Source organism: Parazoarcus communis SWub3 = DSM 12120 (assembly GCF_003226565.1).
GTDB lineage: Bacteria > Pseudomonadota > Gammaproteobacteria > Burkholderiales > Rhodocyclaceae > Parazoarcus > Parazoarcus communis.
The window spans coordinates 87,368-106,135 of sequence record NZ_QKOE01000013.1; the positions used below are offsets into that span (position 1 = coordinate 87,368).

Below are 18,768 nucleotides of genomic sequence, written 5' to 3' on the forward strand. Positions count from 1 at the left end.
GCGGACATCATCCCGCTTCAGCCCGCCTTGCGCGCCATCCATAACAACTTCACAGCCGAAATCATCAGAATTACGCCAAGCAAGGCATGAATGGCGGGGGGAGAAATCGCCCCCAGCAGCGCCGCACCCAATGCGGCGCCACATATGGACCCCAGCGCCAACCCCCGAAACAGTCCATTCGGCACCCTCACGCCCAGGTCACGGCGACGATAGCGTGCAAGCCCCACGAGCAGGGTCGGCAAACTGATCGCCAGACTCACTGTCCCCGCCATCTTGATGTCGAGCCCGTAAAGCAGGACCAGGGCTGGAATGATCAATTCCCCGCCGGCCACACCCAGCAAGCTGCTGACCACGCCAATACCGACACCTGCCAGGAGGCCAGCCACCGCACCATCCATCCCCGACAATGCGAGTCGCCCGTTGCCGAGCAGGCTGTCGTGAAAAAGCATCACCAGCGCAAGACCTGCCAACAATACCGCAATTGCATGACGCAAATGTCGGGCGTCAAGTTTGCTCGCCAACCCCGCACCCAGCCAAGCGCCGAGCAGCGCCCCAAGCAGCACGGGCATGGCGACCATCAAATGACTGCCAACACCTGAGCTTCCTTGCGTTACCAATCTGAATATCAGCGCGGCAGAGACCGTTACCAGACTCACCCGCAGATTGACCATGACCGCCAGCAGCGGCGTGAGACGAAAGAACTGCAACAACACGGGTAAGCGGAACTCGGCGCCCCCCAAACCAACCAGCCCACCAAGCGTACCAATTGCCGCCCCCCAACCAAGACCTGTCCGGAGGTGGCGGCGGCAGCAGATGTCGTCTCCATGAAGCGGCAGCGACGTAGAAGGAGTGAGCGTAATCGGTGACATGTCTTTACGGCCTTCGATAGGACGTACACAGCATATCGAAAACGCATTCGATATGTCAACTAAGACATATCGAATGCCAACCGACAGGAGTCCACTGCACCAAGTCTGCAGACCGCACGCACCGACTCAGCGATGCACCACCGACCTTTCCAACGAAATTTGAGCAGATGCGAACGTCACCCGCGATCGGCTGGGGTCTCGACATTGCGCGCTTCCAACCAGGCATGCAGCGCCGCCACCTCTCCCGCAATCGCCGCCTCGGCCAAAGCCTGCATCCGCCGATAACGACTCAGCACCTCCTCACCAAGCACACTGAGCCGGGCACCCCCACCTCGCGAGCCCCCTTTGTTGGCCTCAACCAGCGGTAGCGTGAAACAACGATTCATCGAGTCAACCAACAGCCATACTCGCTTATAGCTCATGCCCAGGCGACGGCCCGCCGCGGCAATCGAACCCGTCTCCCGAATGCTTTCAAGCACGTCTGCCTTGCCCGGCCCAATTGCCACCTCATCCCCAAGAATGATGCGTACTCGGGCACCAATACGAACGTCATCGGCGGGACAGGCGGCGCCGGGAGCAGCATTTTCGGACATGAGTCTGGCAAAACAAGAAAGAGGGAGCCTGACTGTGCATGTCACATTGCCCAGGGTCAAGACCTTGGGCACGCAAGACTCAAGACACGCGCATCATGTTGTCATCCGGGAAGACTCGGACGCCATCCGCCTCACCCCCTTAATACCCTCCGGGAAACGATACCCCCGCAACGTCTCGACCATACAACCACGGCCCACCCGCCTGGCGGTCTGCCTCGGCCAATGCAGCCTGCCCCGCTGACGACACCAGATAGTCGACCACCTTGCGGACGTCATCACGCACATCTGCCTTGGCCGGATGGGCTTCACCCGGCTCTAGTGCAACATAGGCACGGCGCATGGCTGGGTCACCGCGCAGCAGTAGCGCCATCCCATCCCCCTGCATCCTGCCAAAGGAGACCGGTATCGCACCGACAACCACATAGGCTCGCTGTTTTGCGGCAAGTTCGAGGATGTCGTGCGACCGCTCCGAGACATCGAGACGGACCCACTCGGGAGTCGGTGTAATTCCGGCCTGTTTCCACACTCGCTGCACGATCTCGTGGCTGCCTGGGTCACGAAAGGCAATGAAGGGGGCCCGGACTGCAGCAATGCGCCTGAAAGCCGTCGCCGCATCGCCGGAGCCATGCACACCAGCAGGATCTTCCGCAGGGCCGACGATCGCGTGCTCGTTATACGCCCAGACCGACATCCGCCCCCCCACACCCCGCGCCTGCAGGGCGAAGGTTTCCGCGCCACCGTGGATCAACAACAGATCCGCATCACCACGCACAAACACCGGCAAGATGCCGGCCTTGTTCGCGGCCGCGGCCAAAGTGATGCGAACACCCGTCGCCGCCTCCAGCCGAGGACGCAGCGCATCCCACACACCGCTCAGTTGAATACCGCCAACCACCGCCACTTTCACCGTTCCAGCCTGGACGACACTGGCGACAGCCACCAGCAACATGCTGACCACAATTCGCAAGCCACATGTCCATCCTACGTTTACAACCGTGCTCATTGTCATGCTCCTGGATCAGGCTGGACCACCATGTCATCCAGCCTCTTGGATTCAGAAATCAAGGGTGACCTTGGCCATCAAGGTGCGCGGCGCTCCCGGATAGAAAGCGCTGCCATTACTGGTTTCGTTCGCGTTGTTGTAGCCGATGTAGCGCACATCAAAGAGGTTGATGACCGCGATGCTGGTGCGCAACGCACCCCATCCAGTCTGCATCCGGTGGCTGACATCCAGATTGGTGACGGTATAGGCCGACATCGTCTCGGTATGCTCGACATTGGCGTAGCGCCTACCCATGTGATGAACTACCGGCGCCACCGTGACGGATCCGAGCTGCCAGGCCGCGCCCAGGCTGGCCATGATCAACGGCACATCCGGCAGCTGCCTGCCTTTGGTCCGCCGGACCGTCGCTGCTGCGGTACGAAGGTCCTCGTCAAAGCGCGAACGCTGCCAGCTGAACGAGCCAAACAGGTTCACCCCTCGCGCCGCCGCCCATCCTGCAGACAGTTGCAGTCCGTATTGCGTGGCCTTGCCGATGTTCTGGTTGTAGCTCGCGTTGTAGGAGGCGTCATATACCGACACCCCTTTGTTGTCATAGCGGGTGTAGTACAGAACCGGCTCGACATAGCCGCCCGCAAAGCGGATGCGTGCCCCCAGGTCCAGCGTATCAGCCAGTTCCAGTTCGTTGTCGTCCCAGATCTGCTGTTTGGACAGACCCGCAATCGGCGGAGACTGGAAGGCATCGAACGCAGGTGTACCGATGTTGCGCCCAAGCGCGGCACGAAGATCGACACCGCTTCCCAACGCATGATGAACGCCCAGATAGGGCGCCAACGCTTCGATACTGCTGCTACGCACGCTACGCGCTGCAACCACCCCGGAGGACTGGTCAATGGCCGCATTGAATCCGACATCGCCAACACCTGCCGGATTGTAATAGTCGATCGATGGCAGGATGTCCTTCACATAACGCAGCCCTCCCTTGACCAGGGTGGGTCCGAAAGTGCGCTCGGCAACGACAAAGACATTGTGCAGATCGTGCCGCCGCGTGACCTCGGCCAGCATGTTCCAGCTGTGGAAGTTCAGTCCGCCATTGGCGTCAGGCGTATAGTGCTTCCAGCATGTGGGCGGCCCCGGCGGCTCCATGGAGACCCAGCCATAACCGAATGCCAGCTTTGCCTGCGCCAGTTCGGTGTGCAACTCTGTGGTCACCCCGTAGGTACTGTGATCGATCAACCACTTACGCACGAAGTTTCCGCTGGCATACAAGTATTCGCCTTTCTCTTTTGCGTAGAAGGGCTTGACCACCAAGCGACTGTCCTTGCTGAAGGCGTAACTGATTTCAGCAAGAAGGGCTGTCGTCTCGAACGCTTGCTGATTGTAGCCCTGCCAGTTGGCAAGCTGAGCGCCAGTGGTTCCAGTAGGCACACGGTCGTAATCGACCTTGTCGAACAGGGATTCGTCCTTGGACTGGGCATAGGTCAAACCCTTGTAGTTGTCGGCGCTCATCTCGTTGTGACCAAGAAACATCTTCACGTCGAGCGCACCCAAAGCCTGGCTGAGGCCGGCGGCAAATGTTTCCCGCCGACGTGGCGACTCACCGCCACCCCGCCATTTATTGGCCGAGGTAGCCGATGCGGACAGGAAGAACGCCGTGTCGGACGCCAACTGCCCACTGTCGACTCGACCAAACACCCTGCGAAAACCGTGATCTCCGGTAGCGAGCGATACCGAACCACCAGGCTGCGCACGTGGCCACAGGATGCGAGTATCCAGTTGTCCCACGGTGTCATAAAGACTGAACCGATCCGGTGCGATCGGCCCTTGCGCCAGCGATACGCTAGCAATGTTCTCTGCATCCAGCAGGAACAGGTAGCCGGGCCCCGCGCCCGGGCCGTTCAAAGGGAGACCTTCGACCGTCCCATTGGCGCCATGTGAAGCAATTTCGCCCCGCACACGCAAACCCTTGTTGCCACCTTGCTGATTAACCAAGCCCCAGGCATCGATGGTCTGCATTTGCACTCCGGGCAGTTCGGACACCATGCTGTAGGGGTTGGTCGCCCCCTTGCCACCAAACAGGTCAATGCCATCTTCACCCACCGCGTAGGTCGTGGACGGCGTATTGGCCACAGGGGCAAACCATTGCCCCATGTGTTCGGCCGTCACGGTGACGGCCGGTAGCGTCTGCTGTGCCTGGGCATGACCCGCAACAATCATGCAGGACGCCACGGCAAGCTGCCGGCACACGCCAGCCGCCAAAGAAGACGACTGATCGCCGCAATCGAACCTCATCTGTTCTTCTCCCTGTTTGATGCACCGGCCGCGCTTCACTTGCCCGACCCATGCAACGAAATCCGCCCCGCACTGAATTGAGCGAAGCCGGGAAAACTGAACGCAATATATATACCTACATAAAATACAGAACTACTTGAACGAATACCGCATCACTGCCCCGTCTCAGCCCGACCCCGCTGCAGGGAGATCTGCCACATGCGTGGCGGACTCAATGAAAAGTACACATGAGCGCACTGAACTTCACACCCTTGCCGACTGGCATGACCCACGCCACCCCACGACCGGCTCTTTGTTTTATTGTTTACATCACTACATATAAAATGTTTCATCCGTGACATGCCTGCGCCGTCAGAGAGAGACTTCAAGGTAAGCCCCTCCCGCTGACTCCAGCCATCGCGTTGCCCGCATGCGTCGCTGCGGAGAGCGTAAACGCCTGCGATGGCTGGAAACCCTCAGTCTGCACATGCTGCACCGACGCGCCGCACGTATGGCGATGGTGCGCTACCTGCATCCACTGGCTGGCGTCCCCCGCCTTGACACACCCCAGCTAGACCGCCCCCAAGCGCTTGAGTACCGCGAACAAACCCAATGACACCAAACCCAGCACCAGCGACAACGCCGCTGCACGCTCGAACTCACCCCCACTGACCGCGTTATAGATTTCCAGCGAAACTGTCGTTGTGCGTCCTCCAACGTTGCCGCCCAACATCAAGGTGATGCCGACCTCACCGAGCGAGCGCCCCAGGCCCAGCACCAGACCAGCAACCAGTGCACCGCGGATGTTTGGCAGCAGCACACGAAGGAAGATCTCCAACTCGCCCTTGCCCAACACCCGCGCAGCCTCGGCCAGTCGGCCGGACACCGCCTCCAGCGCGGACTGTATCGGCTTGACCACCAGTGGCAGACCGGCGAGCACCGATGCGATCAACACCCCCCAGAACGAGAACACGACCTCAATCGCCCAGTGCTCGCCCAACCAACTGCCAACCAGCCCGCGACGACCAAGCAACAACAACAAGACGAAACCGGTCGCCACGGGTGGAAACACCAGCGGCAAGGTCACCAGCGCGTCCACCCATCCGCGTCCAAACCAACCGCGCTGCGCCAGCGCGTACCCCAGAGCCAGACCGGCCACAAGATGAATCGCAAGCGTGGCCAGCGCCACCTCGGCCGTCAGACACAGCGCCTGGGCAACCAGAGGTTCAGCCAGGACAGCCTGAATTGACTCAAGATCCAGCACTACAGACCGTGGCGCGCGAGAATCGCCTTCGCCTCCGGCGTCTCTAGAAAGGCGGCCAGCTCGCTGACCCCGGACAGTTGACTACGCCCCTCCACCACCCCGGCAACAATGCGGATTTCGCCGTATAGCGCCGGATCGATCTCGATGAAGCCGCCGATGCGATCACGCACGCCGATTGCGTCCGTCAGATTGATGAACCCCGCGTCCACCTCGCCGCTGACCAAGTAGGCGGACACCTGGGGCACCGTTGCCACTGTCAGCAACCTGTCATTCACCTGGGCACCCAAACCACTATGCTCGAGGTACTCTGCAGCTGCCTTGCCATACACTGCATGACGCATATCGGGCAATGCAATGCGGATGAAAGCGGGCTGCGTAATGTCACCAGTCTGGCTCAAAGACCTGCCCTTCGGCCAAGCCAGCACCAGCCGTCCCTTACCTGCGGAAAGATAACGCTCGAAACGCAACTGCTTGGCTGCATCGAGAAATGCCTGATCACCGAACACCAAGGCCACGCGCTCGCTTTGCACGGCCTGCGCCATGACCTGCCCCATATTGCCGAAGAAGGATTCGACCTTGATTCCGGCTTGACGCTCAAAGGCCTGGGCAAGTTCGACCACAGGTCGTTTGTAGCCCGCACCAGCGGCGATGACAAGCGGCTCTGCTGCAAGCGTCGCGTGCAACGGCAGAATCGCCAACAGCATGGCCAGAAACCTGACACATACCAACCACTTCAGACTGAACCAAGTGACAAGACGTGAACACACAATGACCTCCGCCAGGAATAAAGGAAACCTGACTACACAACGCGATCAGCGCGGCATGCAGTCGCTGAAGCTGTAGAACGACTGCCCGTCGCAATCCTCCCCGACGCGTACGATCCGGTGAATCAACCAGCGCTCGTCACGCAGCAGCCAGGCGGCTACCGACTCCGCATAAACGGCTGCAGCGTAAAAATCCTCACCATCGTCCGAGCGGGGCTCCTTCAGCACATAACGATGTGCGTAGTAACACGTCCGTCCGTCTGGGTCGTAACCAAACACCCGTTCAGCATCAAGCTCGGCTTCACGAAAGATCTCGTAGGACAAGGGTGGAACCGCCATATCCCTCCACTGGGCAGGCAACCGACGCCACCAGGGCTCGCATCCACTACTACGGACACGAGCTTTGTTGACGCCTTTTATATATTGTTGCGTATATAACATTGAACACCCCTCTGTAACACCGAGCAATGCCGGGTTTTTGGCTTAAACCAAGGATTAGCGGCCAAAATCTGGCCAGGATCCTGATCCGGATAAACTTATTTATATACAACAGCAAATAGTATGCCGACCTTAGAAGCGCGTTCCGCACCTTTCGAATATGTGACCCCTCTACCTACGCCCAGACAACCATGAGATAGAAAGCACCGGAGCGGTAAACGCCAAAGGGCCGCATGCGCGGCCCTTTACCCTTCGTTTGAAAAACCAGCTTCCGGATGAAGCCTTAGAAATGCCACTCCATCTGGAAGGTCGGCGCATCGGTGTCGATACCCGGCTTCTTCACCCCGGCAGCATTCTTGTAGTTGCCGAACTTGTTGCGCCACAACTCATACCCCACCCCCATCAGGAAGGTGTTCTTCTTGCCAGTCACCATCTGACCGACATCCACCATCAACGAGGTACGCATCAGGGTTTCGGCCTTGGTGCTGACGCCAGCGTAATCCTTGCCCTTCTCGCTGTTGTAGTTCAGGAAACCCTGGAACTTGAGCGGAACGGACGCGGCCTGGAAGGGAATGCCCCACGAAACGTTGAAGATCCACTGCGGGTCGAAGGCAATGTCGCTCTTCGGGCAGGCGGGTGAACCCAGGCCACAATGGTTCCATTCCTTGCCGTAGAACAGGCTGACGTCAAGGAAGCCCGGTACGTCGAACTTGAGCGTGGGGCCGACAACGAACAGGCGCTTGCGCGGTGCAAAACGGGTGTTCTTGGTGCTCAGGTCGAAACCGGCGGTCAGGCCGACCTCCTTTACCGGACCGAAGGCCAGCGAGGTATCGAAGATCTTGCCCAGGTGCAGTTGATGACGGTAGGTCAGGTAGAACTCGGTCGCCCCATTGTCGCTACCGCTGGCGGGATCCTTCTTGTCCGATTGCAGCAAGTCGAGGTTGAAGAAGTTCTGCCCGACCGAATAGCCGCTGGCATGCGTCAGTTGAAGAACGTGCTTCTCGACATTGTTGCGGTTATTGGGTTCGGTGAATTCGGTGCCATAACGATAGCCGATGAAAGTATCGCTCCAGGTGGCAGCCTGAGCAGCCAGGGGGGAAAGCGACAAGGCGCCCACCAGGGCGAGGGTTTTGCAGCGCGTCATCGACAGCTTCATTTGGAACTCCTGAAAGGGCGTAGGGAAAAGTCGGAAGCGCGCACAGATGACACGCTTTTTTAGACCCTAACAGGAGGCGGACCCGCGTTGTCGAATAGTGATTATTACCTTTACCGTATAATCAAACAAACTCCATCTCATTGTTTATAAAAGAGATATAGATCGCCATATATTCTAATGGCATTCACCTTGATGGGACATTTTCCAGCTTGACGCACCTCGTTGGTGCGTACTCAAGTTCAATGGAATCATGCGCTTGCAGCCAGAGGCTCTTGCGCCGCACCATAATCTTGCACGAAGGGGGCGCAGAACACCCGAAACCAGCGATTTCGGTGCATTCTGGCGTGGCACGCCACTTGCCAGTTGGAACCATCGCATTTTCGCTACACAACTGGAGTTCAACATGCCCCGCAAGACCTCGCTTTCCCGTCGTTTGTTCCTGTGCGCCGCCACCGCAATGGCGTTTGCCAGCCCGGCACTGCACGCCGCCGACCCGGTAAAGCTCAAGTTCACGCTCGATTGGCGATTCGAAGGCCCCTCGGCACCTTTCCTGCTCGCCAAGAGCAAGGGCTATTTCGCCGCCGAGGGCCTGGACGTCGAAATCGACGCGGGCAATGGCTCAGCGGGTGCACTGACCCGCGTCGCCACCGGCGCCTACGACATGGGCTTTGCCGACTTCAATGCGCTGATCGAACACGAAGCCAAGACACCAGGGTCGAAGATCCAGGGCGTCTACATGGTGTACAACAGCACGCCGGCCGCGGTACTGGCGCTGAAGAAGTCCGGTATCAGCAAACCCGCCGACCTTGCCGGCAAGACGCTGGCTGCACCGATCTTCGACGGCGGACGCAAGGCCTGGCCTGCCTTTGCCAAGGCCAACGGCATGGCGGTGGATGCGGTCAAGTGGCAGACCGTCGAGCCGGCCATTCGCGAAACCCTGCTCGCCCGCGGCGATGTGGATGGCATTACCGGTTTCTACTTCACCAGCGTGCTCAACCTCGAAGCACGTGGCGTCAAACCCGAGGACATCGTCGCCCTGCGCTACCCCGAGAACGGTGTCGAGTTCTATGGCAACACCGTGATCGCCAGCCCCAAGATGCTGAGCGAGAAGCCCAAGGCAGTGGAAGGCTTCGTTCGTGCGCTGAACAAGGCCATGCTCGAGACCATCGCCAATCCCGACGCTGCGGTCGCCTACGTCAAGGAACGTGATCCGCTGATCAATGTGGAACTGGAAACCCGTCGCCTGAAGCTCGCCTTCGACTCTGTGGTGGTCACGCCCGAGACGCGCAAGCTGGGCCTGGGTGCCGTGGATGCAGACCGCCTCGCACGCTCGGTCACCGATGTCGTCTCCGCCTTCGGCCTGCCGGCCACCCCGGTTGCGACCGAGTTGTTCACCTCTGCCTACCTGCCGCCGGTCGCCGAGCGCGCCATCAAGTAAGCCCGTCCCACCCGCAAGCCGTCCCCGCGCCGCCCTGATCCAAGGCTGCGGGATGCCCGGGGCCGGTCGAACACCCTCGACCGCCCCCCACGCAGAAGGAGCGCGCGGGCGCTGCATCGGCGCGCCCGCCACATGCATCATGGAATTTGTCCGTTTCGAGAATGTCAGCCTGGCCTATCAGCCAGGCAGCCCCTTTGCCATCGAAGATGTCAGCCTCACCATCCGCGAGAACGAGTTCATCTCGCTGGTCGGCCCGTCGGGCTGCGGCAAGTCAACGGTGATGAAGCTGGTCACCGGGCTCAAGCCACCCACCAAGGGTTATGTATATGTTGACGGCCGCCAGGTCGCTGGCCCGCAGAAATGCGTCGGCATGGCCTTTCAGGCCTCCAATCTGCTGCCCTGGCGGACCACGCTGCAGAACGTCATGCTGCCGATGGAAATCGTCGAGCCCTACCGCTCCACCTTACGTGCCCAGCGCGCAGAGTATGAAGAGCAGGCACGCGCGCTGCTCAAGCGTGTCGGTCTGGCCGGCTTCGAGGACAAGTTTCCGTGGGAGTTGTCTGGCGGCATGCAGCAACGTGCCTCGATCTGCCGCGCACTGATCCACAAACCCCGCCTGCTGATGCTGGACGAACCCTTTGGCGCGCTTGATGCGTTCACCCGTGAAGAGCTGTGGTGCATGGTGCGTGATCTGTGGCAGGAGGAGCCCTTCACCGTGGTGCTGGTGACCCACGACCTGCGCGAAGCGGTGTTCCTGGCCGACACCGTATATGTAATGAGCAAGCGCCCGGGCCGCATCCTGGTCAAGCGCGACATTGAACTGCCGCGACCGCGCGACCTGGAAGTCACCTATACCGAACCTTTCGCCGCCTATGTGCACGAGCTGCGCGAGCACATCGGCCACATCCGCGAATCCTGAGCCGGGAGCCCCTCATGCTGTCACAAAAAACCCTGATCCGGCTCGCCCCCTGGCTGGTCATCCTGTTCTGCGCAATCCTGTGGGAGGCCATCGTTGTCGGCCTGAACGTGCCCGAATTCCTCTTCCCCTCGCTGTCGGCGGTCTGGAAGGCCACGCTGACGCACTGGGATCCGATCATGATGCACGCCACCCAGACCTTCCTGACCACGATGGCCGGCTTTGGCATCGCGGTCGTGTTCGGGCTGGCACTGGGTGCGGCGGTGGGCTCTTCTCCAGTCATCTACAAGGCGCTGTACCCACTGCTGGTCGGCTTCAACTCCATTCCCAAGGTCGCTTTCGTGCCGGTCCTGGTGGTGTGGTTCGGCATTGGCACCGTTCCCGCCATCCTGACCGCCTTCCTGATCAGTTTTTTCCCGGTGGTGGTCAACGTCGCCACGGGCCTGGCCACGCTTGAGCCCGAGCTGGAAGACGTGCTGCGCTCACTGGGCGCCAGCCGCCTGGACATCCTGAAAAAGGTCGGTCTGCCGCGTGCCATGCCCTACTTCTTTGCCTCGCTCAAGGTTGCCATCACCCTGGCGTTTGTCGGTTCGGTGATCTCGGAGACGGTGGCGTCCAACCTGGGGATCGGCTACCTGATGATGGCGGCCAGTTCGTCGATGGACATGGCCCTGGTGTTTGCCGGCCTGATCGTGATCGGCATCATGGGCGTGGTGATGTACGAGCTGTTCGCACTGGTCGAGCGCAAGCTGACCGGCTGGGCACACCGCAACCCCAACGGCGCGATGTAAGCGAGATGCGTCGCGGGGGCAGGCAGTCGCACCGATGCCCCCGCAACCTCGACGACCGGCCAACACAGGCCAGCCGCCTTCATTCAGTCAGCGAATTGCCGACCGTTGAACGTTGAGCGAACACGCTGCGGCAGGCGCGCTCAGGCCACTCGCCGCAACGCCGTACCCGCTGGCGCGCACGCGCGCGCAGCACGGACCACCCGCTCGCGGAACCAGCGGCATTCGGCCGAATGCTGGCTGCGGTCATGCCACAACAGGTAATAGGACATCGGCGGCAGCTCGGCCGGCGCCGCCACCAGGCTTAACGGCAGCATCGAGGTGTAGTGTTCGGCGAAGCGCGCTGGTGCGGTGAAGATCAGATCGGTATTGAGCAGCATGAACGGCGCCATGTGAAAATAGGGCACATGGGCAACCACATTGCGCCGCAGTCGTTCGCGCGCAAGAAATACATCGACCACGCCCCGCTGCCCAACCGAATACGGTGTCGGGATGACATGCTCGGCCGCCAGCCAGTCGCCGATGCTGAGCGGCCCACCCGCCAGCGGATGCCCATTGCGCATCAGCACCACCATGCGGTCTTCGAACAGCGGCGCGGTACGCAGGTGATCGGGTGGATTGGGCCAGTTGCCGATGACCAGATCCAGCTCACCCGACTCCAGCGCACGCGGGTAGTCCGAATTCTGCGTCATCGAGTGAAAAGCAATCTGCACGCTCGGGGCCTGCTTGTGGACGTCCGCGACCACTTCGCCGAGCAACATGGCATTGAGGTAGTCCGGCGTGGCCACATTGAAGCTGCGCCGGGAACTGGCAGGATCGAAGCCACGGGGACCTTCGGCGATGCGCTCGATCTGTTCAAGCACGATGCGCACCGGATCAAGCAGTTCGGCGCCACGCTCGGTTGGCGTCATGCCGCCCCGCGAGCGCACCAGCAAGGGGTCGCCGGTGATGTCGCGCAGCCGTTTGAGCGCGGTGCTGACCGCCGGCTGGGACAGGTTGAGCCGCCGCGCCGCGCGCGAGACGCTGCCCTCGGTCAGCAGCACATGCAGCACGCGCAGCAGGTGGGCATCGAGTGAATCCCAGGCACATCCGTTGGCCATACTTTCCTCCAGTACGGGCCAGACGGCCCGGGTTCAGACAGCGAGCGCCTCGCGCACGCCGTCGGCGTCCATATTGCGCCCCTCGCCCCGCATGACGATCTCTCCCCGCTCCATGACGAGATATTGATCGGACAGGGCACGGGCGAAATCGTAATACTGCTCGACCAGCAGGATGGCCATCTCGCCGGTTTCGGCCAGACTGCGGATGGCGCGCTCGATGTCCTTGATGATGGACGGCTGGATGCCTTCGGTCGGCTCATCGAGGATCAGCAGCTTGGGACCAAAGGCCAGTGCGCGACCAATCGCAAGCTGCTGTTGCTGCCCCCCTGACAGATCGCCACCACGGCGCCCCATCATCTGCTTGAGCACCGGGAACATCTCGAAGATGCGCGCCGGGATCGACTCCCCCCGCGGCCGTGTCGCCAGCCCCATCATCAGATTCTCTTCGACGGTCAGGCGCGGAAAGATCTCCCGCCCCTGCGGCACGAAGCCGATGCCTGCACGCACACGGTTGTACGATGGTGCGCGGGTGATGTCCTGCGCACCAAAATGGATCGTGCCGCTGGCTGCCGGCACCAGGCCCATCAGCGTCTTCAGCAAGGTCGTCTTGCCCACGCCGTTGCGCCCGAGCAGGGTGGTGACCTTGCCCACCGGCACCTCGAACGACAGGCCACGCAGGATGTGGCTACCACCGTAGAACTGGTTCAGGTTGTCGACTTTCAGCATGAGTTCATCCTTTCGGCGTGTCCTGGCTTGTGGCCTCGGAGCCTTGGGTCAGGGAGATGATTAGCAAGAATTGGGCGCAGTTTCTTGAAGGACTGGAGATTGATGCGGCTGACGCCCACCAAGCAGAAGCTCAGCGCCCGAGGTAGACCTCGATCACGCGCGGGTCGGCCTGGACCGTGGCCAGATCGCCTTCGGCCAGGACCGAGCCTTCGCATAACACGGTGACCTTGCCCCCCAGCGCCTCGACAAAGGTCATGTCGTGCTCGACCACCATCAGCGAATGTTTGCCAGCCAGGCTGACGAACAGCTCGGCAGTGCGCTCGGTTTCGTCATCGGTCATGCCCGCCACCGGCTCGTCCAGCAACAACAGCTTGGGATCCTGCATCAGCAGCATGCCGATCTCCAGCCACTGTTTCTGGCCATGCGACAACAAGCCCGCCACCCGGTCCGCAGCCTTGTCCAGGCGGATCTGCTTCATGACCTCGCTGATCTTGTCGCGCTGGTCATCGAACAGGCTGGCAAACAGGGTATTGCGCACCCGCTTGTCGGTCTTCATCGCCAGTTCGAGGTTCTCGAACACCGTGTGCCTTTCGAACACGGTCGGCTTCTGGAACTTGCGCCCGATGCCAGCGTGGGCCACTTCCGGCTCGGTCATCCGGGTCAGATCGATGGTCTGGCCAAAGAAGGCCTTGCCTGAATCCGGCCGGGTCTTGCCGGTGATCACATCCATCATCGTCGTCTTGCCGGCCCCGTTGGGGCCGATGATGCAACGCAGCTCACCCGCATCGATGGTCAGTGACAGCTTGTTGAGCGCCCGAAAGCCATCGAAACTGACAGTGATGTCATCCAGGTAGAGGATGACGTTATGCGACAGGTCGAGCTCGCCCGTGACGACGTGACCTGTCGTGGCCTCGCCCTCCCAGTGTTCGCGGCGGTTCTCGGCTTCCGCCAGTTTGTTGGCGGCAACACGTTCAGGTGCGGTGATCTGGCTCATGCCGAAGCTCCCTTGGTAGCCGTATCCGAAATTTCCCCAGTCTTGCCCTCCACCGCTGCACGGGCAGGCTGAGGTGCGGCTTCAGCGCTGTCGCCAGCCTTGCGCGTCATCAGCTTGCGCCACAGGCCAACCACGCCATCAGGCAGATAGAGCGTGACTGCGATGAACAGGAAACCAAGGAAGAAAGGCCAGTACTCGGGCACGGTGACGGTGAAGTAACTCTTGGCCAGATTGACGATACCCGCGCCCAGCACCGCCCCGATCAAAGTGCCGCGTCCGCCGACCGCGGCCCACACCGCGATCTCGATCGAGTTGGCCGGGCTCATCTCGGAAGGGTTGATGACGCCGATCTGCGACACATACAGCGCCCCCGCCATGCCGCACAAAACCGCCGACAAAGTCCAGATGAACAACTTGTAGTGCAACGGGTTGTAGCCGATGAACATGACCCGCGACTCGGCATCACGAATCGCGGTCAGGATGCGGCCCAGCCGCGATGTCACCAGGTAGCGGCCCAACACCAGGCAGGCAATCAGCAAGGCTGCCGACAGCGCGAACAGCATTACGCGCGTTTCCGGCGCGGTGATGTCATAGCCCAGGATGCGCTTGAAGTTGGTGAAGCCGTTGGTGCCACCAAAACCGGTTTCGTTGCGATAGAAGTACAGCATTGCTGCATAGGTCAAGGCCTGGGTGATGATGGAGAAATACACCCCCTTGATCCGAGAACGGAAGGCGAACCAACCGAAAATGAAGGCCACCACGCCAGGCAGTGCCATCGCCAGAAAAGCAGCCCATAGAAAACTGTCGGATCCAGCCCAGTACCAGGGCAGTTCCTTCCAGTCGAGAAAGACCATGAAATCGGGCAAGTCCGACCCATAACTGCCATCGCGACCAATCTGGCGCATCAGGTACATGCCGAAGGCGTAGCCACCAAGGGCGAAGAACAGGCCATGTCCCAGGCTGAGAATGCCGGCATAGCCCCAGATCAGGTCCATCGCCACGGCCACCACCATGTAGCACAGGATCTTGCCCAACAGGGTCAGGGTATAGGCAGACACATGCAGCGCATGGCCCTCGGGTAGCACCAGATGGGCCACAGGAATACCAATCCAGGTAATCGCGGCGAAGACTGCGAGTGCAATCCAGCCGGTCCTTGGCATGCTCTGAAACAGTCTCACGGTGAATGGGGTGCGCATTGGGGCGCCTCCTGTCTAGGTACCAAATTTCGTTGTGGGGAAAGCCGTGTCGCCGCGTCCTGCTGACTCAACGGAGACGGTGCCCGGGCACAGCCAGCCACCCGCCGCCGTGAAACCGCTCAGCTATCTGCAAACCGCCCCTTGACCGCGAAAATGCCCTGCGGCCGCTTCTGGATGAAGATGATGATGAACACCAGCACCAGGATCTTGGCGATCACCGCCCCCGCCCAGCCCTCCAGGAACTTGGCAAATATCCCCAGGCCCAGTGCCGCCCACACCGCGCCGGCCAGCTGTCCAACGCCGCCAAGCACCACCACCATGAAGGCATCGACGATATAGCCCTGCCCCATGGCCGGCCCCACGTTGGCAATCTGCGACAGCGCCAGGCCACCCAGGCCGGCGACACCGGACCCAATCGCGAAAGCCATCGTGTCGACCCGCGCGGTCGGCACCCCGACACAGCCTGCCATCGGCCGGTTCTGGGTGACGGCACGAACGAACATGCCCAGACGGGTCTTCTGCATCATCAGCCAGATCAACACCAGCACGAACGCGGCAAAACCGACGATCACGATCCGGTTCCATGGCAGTACGACACCGGCAGCCAGTTCGATACCGCCCGACATCCAGCTTGGATTGGCCAGCTCGAGGTTCTGCGGACCGAACGTGACACGTGCGGCCTGAATCAGGATCAGGGACAAGCCCCAGGTGGCGAGCAGGCTCTCCAGCGGACGTCCATAGAGGTGGCGCAGTACCAGGCGCTCCATCACCACGCCAACCAGCGCCGCGGTGAAGAAGGCCACCGGGATGGCAGCAATCACATACCAATCGAGGTACGCCGGCAAGTGACTGCGAAATACGCTCTGTACCAGGAAAGTGGCGTAGGCACCGATCATCAACAACTCGCCGTGCGCCATATTGATCACGCCCATCACCCCGTAGGTGATCGCCAGGCCAAGCGCCGCCAGCAGCAGAATGGAACCCAGCGACAGGCCGGAGAACATCGTTCCGGCCGTTTGAGCGATGGAGATGCGCCGTTCGATGGCGCGGATCGAAGCCTCAGCGGCGGCACGCACTTCGGCGCTGGATTCCACCCACATCGCGTTTTTACCCTCGCCGGTCTTCTCCAGCAGGGCGGACAGCATGTTCTTGACCGCCGGGTCGGACGAGCCGCCCAGCGCTTCAGCTGCTTTCAGGCGCTTGGCGGTATCGGACGACCCCAGGTTGATCTTGGCCAGGGCATACTCGAGCACGGTACGGATCGCCTCGTCCTGCTCGGCGGCCAGCGCACGCTCAAGCGCTGGCGTCATGGTTTCGGTCGCGTTCTCGCGCATCGTGGTCGCTGCAGCGAGACGCTCGGCAGGGCTTGCCGAAAAAAGTGCAAACGCTGCATTGGCCGTCGCAATCGAGCGCCGCAGGCGATTGTTCAGCGTGATGGTATCGACCTCGGTCACGGCCATCTCCAGCTTGTCGCCAGACGCGGCATCCATCACCTCATCGCCATCCGTGATGACCACACGCTCGGACACCACGCCCAGATTACCGGCTTCAAGTGCGGAGAGCACACGCCGGGCATCAGCACTACCATCAACGCCCAACGCCTCAATCGCAGCGACACGGCTGCCAAAATCTCCGGCGAAACCGGCGATCAGCGCCGGATCAAGTGCCGCACGGGCGGGCACGGCCAGACAGGCGAGCGAGACGAAGAGCAGCGCGAGCCGCATCAGCAATCGGTTCATTGCAAGCTCCATCGGATCGTCCGCCCACCGCGGGCGAACTCGGTCAACTCGACGGTGACCAGATCACATCGCCGAAAGTTGGAAAACGGAAGAAAAACCGGCGTGGCCGGCCGCAGAGCAGCCTGCGGCCGGCCACGCGCTGAACGGATCAGAGGCCTTGCTTGGCTTCATTCCCGGCGATGAACGGACTCCACGGTTGCGCACGGACCGGACCCTTGGTCTTCCACACCACGTCGAACTGACCATCGGCACGGACCTCGCCGATGAACACCGGCTTGTGCAGATGGTGGTTGGTCTTGTCCATAGTCAGGGTGAAGCCGGAAGGCGACTTGAAGGTCTGACCGCCAATGGCCGCAATGACCTTGTCGGTGTCGGTCGTCTTGGCCTTCTCGACCGCCTGTTTCCACATGTGGATACCGACATAGGTTGCTTCCATCGGGTCATTGGTGACCACACTGTCAGCATTGGGCACGCCATTCTTCTTTGCCCACGCCTTGTACTTGGCGATAAAGGCGTCGTTCTCCGGGTTCTTGATCGTCATGAAGTAGTTCCATGCGGCGAGGTGCCCCACCAGCGGCTTGGTATCCACGCCGCGCAGTTCCTCCTCACCCACCGAGAACGCCACCACCGGCACATCGGTCGCTTTCAGGCCCGCGTTGCCAAGCTCCTTGTAGAAGGGAACGTTCGAGTCGCCGTTGATGGTGGAGACCACCGCGGTCTTCTTGCCTTCGGAGGCAAACTTCTTGATGTTGGCGATGATGGTCTGGTAGTCCGAGTGACCGAAGGGGGTGTAGTCCTCCATGATGTCCGCGTCGGTGATGCCCTTGGTCTTGAGGAAGGCCCGCAGGATCTTGTTGGTGGTACGCGGGTAAACATAATCGGTACCAAGCAGCACAAAGCGCTTGGCCGAACCGCCCTCTTCGCTCAACAGGTACTCCAGCGCGGGAATCGCCTGCTGGTTGGGCGCCGCACCGGTGTAGAACACGTTCTTCTCAAGCTCTTCACCCTCATACTGAACCGGGTAGAACAGCAGGTTGTTGGTTTCCTTGAACACCGGGTTGACCGCCTTGCGCGAAGCAGAAGTCCAGCAGCCAAATACCACGGCAACCTTATCCTGGCTGATCAACTGACGGGCCCGCTCGGCAAACAGCGACTCACTGGAGGCCGGATCGACCACCACCGGCTCAAGCTTCTTGCCCATCACGCCACCCTTGGCGTTGATCTCCTCGATCGTCATCAGCGCGACGTTCTTCAGCGCGGTCTCGGAGATCGCCATCGTGCCCGACAGCGAGTGCAGGATGCCGACCTTGATGGTATCGGCGGCGTGCGCACCGATCGGGGCGCCGATCGCGGCGATGGAGGCGGAAAGGGCCAGAGCCTTGATGAAGCTGCGACGAGTCTGCATGTGGGTCTCCCAGGTAAGAAGTGGTAGCGCGGTGCTGCGCTGCAACGTCAGATTAGGGAAGCGGCCCGCATGCCGGAATACGCAAGATTGCGTAGGGGTGCGTATCACCCG

General features: G+C 60.9%; 17 protein-coding genes. 3 read left to right on the top strand and 14 right to left on the bottom strand.

What is annotated here, in order from left to right:
* Positions 1 to 17: 17 nt before the first annotated feature.
* The 8 genes from DNK49_RS16420 to DNK49_RS16455 form a co-directional block, all read right to left on the bottom strand.
* Positions 18 to 869: a sulfite exporter TauE/SafE family protein gene (locus DNK49_RS16420; protein WP_110526875.1), complete on the bottom strand. Its 852-nt coding sequence runs from the start codon at positions 867 to 869 to the stop codon at positions 18 to 20.
* Between the two features lie 176 nt (positions 870 to 1,045).
* Positions 1,046 to 1,462: a winged helix-turn-helix domain-containing protein gene (locus DNK49_RS16425; RefSeq protein WP_110526877.1), complete on the bottom strand. Its 417-nt coding sequence runs from the start codon at positions 1,460 to 1,462 to the stop codon at positions 1,046 to 1,048.
* 139 nt (positions 1,463 to 1,601) lie between these two features.
* Positions 1,602 to 2,465 carry an ABC transporter substrate-binding protein gene (locus DNK49_RS16430; protein ID WP_110526878.1) on the bottom strand — a complete coding sequence of 288 codons (864 nt, stop codon included), beginning with the start codon at positions 2,463 to 2,465 and terminating at the stop codon, positions 1,602 to 1,604.
* Positions 2,466 to 2,516: 51 nt separating this feature from the next.
* Positions 2,517 to 4,679, bottom strand: a complete 2,163-nt coding sequence (locus DNK49_RS16435; RefSeq protein ID WP_165843352.1) for a TonB-dependent receptor — start codon at positions 4,677 to 4,679, stop codon at positions 2,517 to 2,519.
* A 625-nt stretch (positions 4,680 to 5,304) separates the two neighbouring features.
* Positions 5,305 to 5,997 (bottom strand): molybdate ABC transporter permease subunit, encoded by a 693-nt coding sequence (gene modB, locus DNK49_RS16440; RefSeq protein WP_110526882.1) that lies wholly within the window; start codon positions 5,995 to 5,997, stop codon positions 5,305 to 5,307.
* Complete coding sequence (gene modA / locus DNK49_RS16445) at positions 5,997 to 6,701, bottom strand: molybdate ABC transporter substrate-binding protein (RefSeq protein ID WP_110526884.1); 705 nt, start codon at positions 6,699 to 6,701, stop codon at positions 5,997 to 5,999. The genes modB and modA overlap by 1 nt, the downstream gene beginning before the upstream one ends.
* 108 nt (positions 6,702 to 6,809) lie before the next feature.
* On the bottom strand, positions 6,810 to 7,100 hold the full coding sequence (locus tag DNK49_RS16450; RefSeq protein WP_110526886.1) for a hypothetical protein: 291 nt from the start codon (positions 7,098 to 7,100) through the stop codon (positions 6,810 to 6,812).
* Between the two features lie 382 nt (positions 7,101 to 7,482).
* On the bottom strand, positions 7,483 to 8,355 hold the full coding sequence (locus DNK49_RS16455; protein WP_243632404.1) for a hypothetical protein: 873 nt from the start codon (positions 8,353 to 8,355) through the stop codon (positions 7,483 to 7,485).
* Positions 8,356 to 8,758: 403 nt separating this feature from the next.
* Here DNK49_RS16455 and DNK49_RS16460 point away from each other — a divergent pair, with 403 nt between their 5' ends.
* The 3 genes from DNK49_RS16460 (at position 8,759) to DNK49_RS16470 (ending at position 11,500) form a co-directional block, all read left to right on the top strand.
* On the top strand, positions 8,759 to 9,793 hold the full coding sequence (locus DNK49_RS16460; RefSeq protein WP_110526888.1) for an ABC transporter substrate-binding protein: 1,035 nt from the start codon (positions 8,759 to 8,761) through the stop codon (positions 9,791 to 9,793).
* A gap of 139 nt (positions 9,794 to 9,932) precedes the next feature.
* Positions 9,933 to 10,712: an ABC transporter ATP-binding protein gene (locus DNK49_RS16465; RefSeq protein WP_110526890.1), complete on the top strand. Its 780-nt coding sequence runs from the start codon at positions 9,933 to 9,935 to the stop codon at positions 10,710 to 10,712.
* Between the two features lie 14 nt (positions 10,713 to 10,726).
* On the top strand, positions 10,727 to 11,500 hold the full coding sequence (locus tag DNK49_RS16470; protein ID WP_110526892.1) for an ABC transporter permease: 774 nt from the start codon (positions 10,727 to 10,729) through the stop codon (positions 11,498 to 11,500).
* Positions 11,501 to 11,640: 140 nt separating this feature from the next.
* On the opposite strand, the gene DNK49_RS16475 is transcribed toward DNK49_RS16470, so the two are convergent.
* From DNK49_RS16475 to urtA, 6 genes are all read right to left on the bottom strand, one after another.
* Positions 11,641 to 12,597 (bottom strand): LysR substrate-binding domain-containing protein, encoded by a 957-nt coding sequence (locus DNK49_RS16475; protein ID WP_110526894.1) that lies wholly within the window; start codon positions 12,595 to 12,597, stop codon positions 11,641 to 11,643.
* 33 nt (positions 12,598 to 12,630) lie between these two features.
* Positions 12,631 to 13,323, bottom strand: coding sequence for an urea ABC transporter ATP-binding subunit UrtE (gene urtE, locus DNK49_RS16480; RefSeq protein WP_110526896.1), 693 nt, complete (start codon positions 13,321 to 13,323; stop codon positions 12,631 to 12,633).
* 130 nt (positions 13,324 to 13,453) lie between these two features.
* The gene (gene urtD, locus DNK49_RS16485; protein ID WP_110526898.1) at positions 13,454 to 14,317 is read right to left on the bottom strand and encodes an urea ABC transporter ATP-binding protein UrtD; all 864 of its coding nucleotides are present in this window, start codon (positions 14,315 to 14,317) and stop codon (positions 13,454 to 13,456) included.
* A complete protein-coding gene (urtC, locus tag DNK49_RS16490) occupies positions 14,314 to 15,513 on the bottom strand; it encodes an urea ABC transporter permease subunit UrtC (RefSeq protein ID WP_110526900.1) in 1,200 nt (399 codons plus the stop codon). Before urtC ends, urtD begins: the two co-directional genes overlap by 4 nt.
* 119 nt (positions 15,514 to 15,632) lie before the next feature.
* Entirely contained in the window at positions 15,633 to 17,252 is a 1,620-nt protein-coding gene (gene urtB / locus DNK49_RS16495; RefSeq protein WP_243632405.1) for an urea ABC transporter permease subunit UrtB, read from the bottom strand.
* Between the two features lie 148 nt (positions 17,253 to 17,400).
* Positions 17,401 to 18,657 carry an urea ABC transporter substrate-binding protein gene (gene urtA / locus DNK49_RS16500; RefSeq protein WP_110526904.1) on the bottom strand — a complete coding sequence of 419 codons (1,257 nt, stop codon included), beginning with the start codon at positions 18,655 to 18,657 and terminating at the stop codon, positions 17,401 to 17,403.
* Positions 18,658 to 18,768: the final 111 nt, after the last annotated feature.

Coding starts and splice junctions, on each gene's coding strand:
- urtA (WP_110526904.1), bottom strand. CDS start 18,657: ATGCAGACTCGTCGCAGCTTCATCAAGGCTCTGGCCCTTTCCGCCTCC.
- modA (WP_110526884.1), bottom strand. CDS start 6,701: ATGCTGTTGGCGATTCTGCCGTTGCACGCGACGCTTGCAGCAGAGCCG.
- DNK49_RS16460 (WP_110526888.1), top strand. CDS start 8,759: ATGCCCCGCAAGACCTCGCTTTCCCGTCGTTTGTTCCTGTGCGCCGCC.
- urtD (WP_110526898.1), bottom strand. CDS start 14,317: ATGAGCCAGATCACCGCACCTGAACGTGTTGCCGCCAACAAACTGGCG.
- DNK49_RS16425 (WP_110526877.1), bottom strand. CDS start 1,462: ATGTCCGAAAATGCTGCTCCCGGCGCCGCCTGTCCCGCCGATGACGTT.
- urtB (WP_243632405.1), bottom strand. CDS start 17,252: ATGAACCGATTGCTGATGCGGCTCGCGCTGCTCTTCGTCTCGCTCGCC.
- DNK49_RS16430 (WP_110526878.1), bottom strand. CDS start 2,465: ATGAGCACGGTTGTAAACGTAGGATGGACATGTGGCTTGCGAATTGTG.
- DNK49_RS16420 (WP_110526875.1), bottom strand. CDS start 869: ATGTCACCGATTACGCTCACTCCTTCTACGTCGCTGCCGCTTCATGGA.
- DNK49_RS16435 (WP_165843352.1), bottom strand. CDS start 4,679: ATGATTGTTGCGGGTCATGCCCAGGCACAGCAGACGCTACCGGCCGTC.
- DNK49_RS16475 (WP_110526894.1), bottom strand. CDS start 12,597: ATGGCCAACGGATGTGCCTGGGATTCACTCGATGCCCACCTGCTGCGC.
- DNK49_RS16465 (WP_110526890.1), top strand. CDS start 9,933: ATGGAATTTGTCCGTTTCGAGAATGTCAGCCTGGCCTATCAGCCAGGC.
- DNK49_RS16450 (WP_110526886.1), bottom strand. CDS start 7,100: ATGGCGGTTCCACCCTTGTCCTACGAGATCTTTCGTGAAGCCGAGCTT.
- urtC (WP_110526900.1), bottom strand. CDS start 15,513: ATGCGCACCCCATTCACCGTGAGACTGTTTCAGAGCATGCCAAGGACC.
- urtE (WP_110526896.1), bottom strand. CDS start 13,323: ATGCTGAAAGTCGACAACCTGAACCAGTTCTACGGTGGTAGCCACATC.
- DNK49_RS16455 (WP_243632404.1), bottom strand. CDS start 8,355: ATGAAGCTGTCGATGACGCGCTGCAAAACCCTCGCCCTGGTGGGCGCC.
- DNK49_RS16470 (WP_110526892.1), top strand. CDS start 10,727: ATGCTGTCACAAAAAACCCTGATCCGGCTCGCCCCCTGGCTGGTCATC.